Here is a 2,276-nt window from a genome sequence, read left to right as displayed (position 1 = left end):
GCGCAGCGGGGGTGGCGTCATGACCGGCCCGCAGCGGAGCGAGGAGCTGGGCATCGTGGGTGCAGTTCGACGGTCAGGGCGGCGCCGGAGCGCAGCGGAGGTGACGTCATGACCGGCCCGGGGAGACCGGCCGGCGGTGGGGCGCGGCCGGCGCCGCCCGCGTTCGGGCCGGGCAGGATGATGATGGGGGCCGGTGGGCCGCCGGCGAAGCTTGAGGACTTCAAGGGCTCCACCAAGCGGCTGCTGCGCATGCTCGCCCCCGACCGGTTGCTGGTCGCGGCCGTGCTGGTGTTCGGCATCGGCAGCGTCGTGCTGTCCGTCATCGGGCCGAAGCTGCTCGGCAAGGCCACCGACGTCATCTTCGAGGGCATCGTCGGCCGGGAGCTGCCGGCCGGCGTCAGCAAGGACGCCGCGGTCGCCGCGGCCCGGGCCAAGGGTCAGGACCGCTACGCCGACATGCTCGCCGCGATGGACCACGTCGTGCCCGGGCGCGGCATCGACTTCGAGCGCCTCGAACGGGTCCTGCTGTGGGTCGCCGTCGTTTACCTCGCCGCCTGGATCCTCGGGCTGCTGCAGGCCCGGCTCACCACCGTCGTCGTGCAGCGCACCGTGTACCGGCTGCGCGAGCAGGTCTCGGCGAAGCTGTCCCGGCTGCCGCTGAGCTACTTCGACCAGCAGCCGCGCGGCGAGGTCCTCAGCCGCGCCACCAACGACACCGACAACATCGCGATGACGCTGCAGCAGTCGCTGAGCATGCTGCTCACGTCCGTGCTGACAATCGTCGCGGTGCTCGGCGTGATGTTCTGGATCTCGCCGCTGCTGGCGATCATCGCCCTGGTCACCGTGCCGGTGTCGGTGTGGATCACAACCCGCATCGGCAAGCGGTCCCAGCCGCAGTTCGTCCGGCAGTGGGCGACCACCGGCAAGCTCAACGGCCACATCGAGGAGATGTTCACCGGGCACGCCGTGGTGAAGATCTTCGGCCGGGAGGCGGAGGCGGCGAAGACGTTCGAGGAGCACAACGACGCGCTGTACACCGCGTCGTTCCGGGCCCAGTTCATCTCCGGGCTCATCCAGCCGGCGATGATGTTCATCGGCAACCTCAACTACGTGCTCGTCGCCGTCGTCGGCGGCCTGCGGGTGGCGTCGGGGTCGCTGTCGCTCGGTGACGTGCAGGCGTTCATCCAGTACTCCCGCCAGTTCAGCCAGCCGCTGACGCAGGTCGCGAGCATGGCCAACCTGGTGCAGTCCGGGATCGCGTCCGCGGAGCGGGTCTTCCAGCTGCTCGACGCCGCCGAGCAGTCCCCGGACCCGGTCGAGCCGGCCCGGCCCGCCCAGGTGCGGGGCAAGGTCACCTTCGAGGGGGTGTCGTTCCGGTACAAGCCGGACGAGCCGCTCATCGAGGACCTCAACCTCACCGTCGAGCCTGGGCAGACGGTCGCGATCGTCGGCCCGACCGGCGCCGGCAAGACCACCCTGGTCAACCTGGTCATGCGCTTCTACGACCTGACCGCCGGCCGGATCCTGCTCGACGACGTCGACATCGCCACGATGACCCGCGACGAGCTGCGCGAACAGATCGGCATGGTCCTGCAGGACACCTGGCTGTTCCAGGGCACGATCGCGGAGAACCTCGCCTACGGCGCCGACCAGCCGACCCGCGAAAAGATCGTCGCGGCGGCCGAGACGGCGCACGCCGACCGGTTCGTGCGCACCCTGCCCGAGGGGTACGACACCGTCATCGACGAGGAGGGCGCCGGCGTCTCGGCCGGGGAGAAGCAGCTCATCACGATCGCCCGGGCGTTCCTGGCCGAGCCGACGATCCTCATCCTGGACGAGGCGACCAGCTCCGTCGACACCCGCACCGAGGTCCTCATCCAGCGCGCGATGAGCACCCTGCGCGCAGGCCGGACGAGCTTCGTCATCGCGCACCGCCTCTCCACGATCCGCGACGCCGACCTGATCCTCGTCATGGAGCACGGCTCGATCGTCGAGCAGGGCACCCACGCGTCGCTGCTGGCCTCGGGCGGCGCGTACGCACGGCTGTACTCCGCCCAGTTCGCCGCCGCGGCCGTCGAGGTCGACTGACCCCACCGCCGCGCCGTCGCCAGCCGACCCACCCCGTGCCGGAAGTCCACGGCACGGGGTGGTCCGGCGTCTGGGGGGTCCGGGCTCCGTGTGGTCCGGGCTCCGTGTGGTCCGGGCTCCGTGTGGTCCGGGCTCCGTGTGGTCCGGGCTCCGTGTGGTCCGGGCTCCGTGTGGTCCGGGCTCCGTGT

At 71.0% G+C, this 2,276-nt stretch carries 1 pseudogene; it reads left to right on the top strand.

What is annotated here, in order from left to right:
- Positions 1 to 177: 177 nt before the first annotated feature.
- A pseudogene (locus AB0H83_RS38565) lies at positions 178 to 2,085 on the top strand (ABC transporter ATP-binding protein); the annotation flags it as partial.
- Positions 2,086 to 2,276: the final 191 nt, after the last annotated feature.

This window comes from Dactylosporangium sp. NPDC050688, assembly GCF_040654515.1.
In the GTDB taxonomy this organism is placed as follows: domain Bacteria; phylum Actinomycetota; class Actinomycetes; order Mycobacteriales; family Micromonosporaceae; genus Dactylosporangium.
The sequence above is the reverse complement of the archived record's forward strand: the minus strand, read 5'-3'. Positions and strand labels throughout refer to the sequence as shown.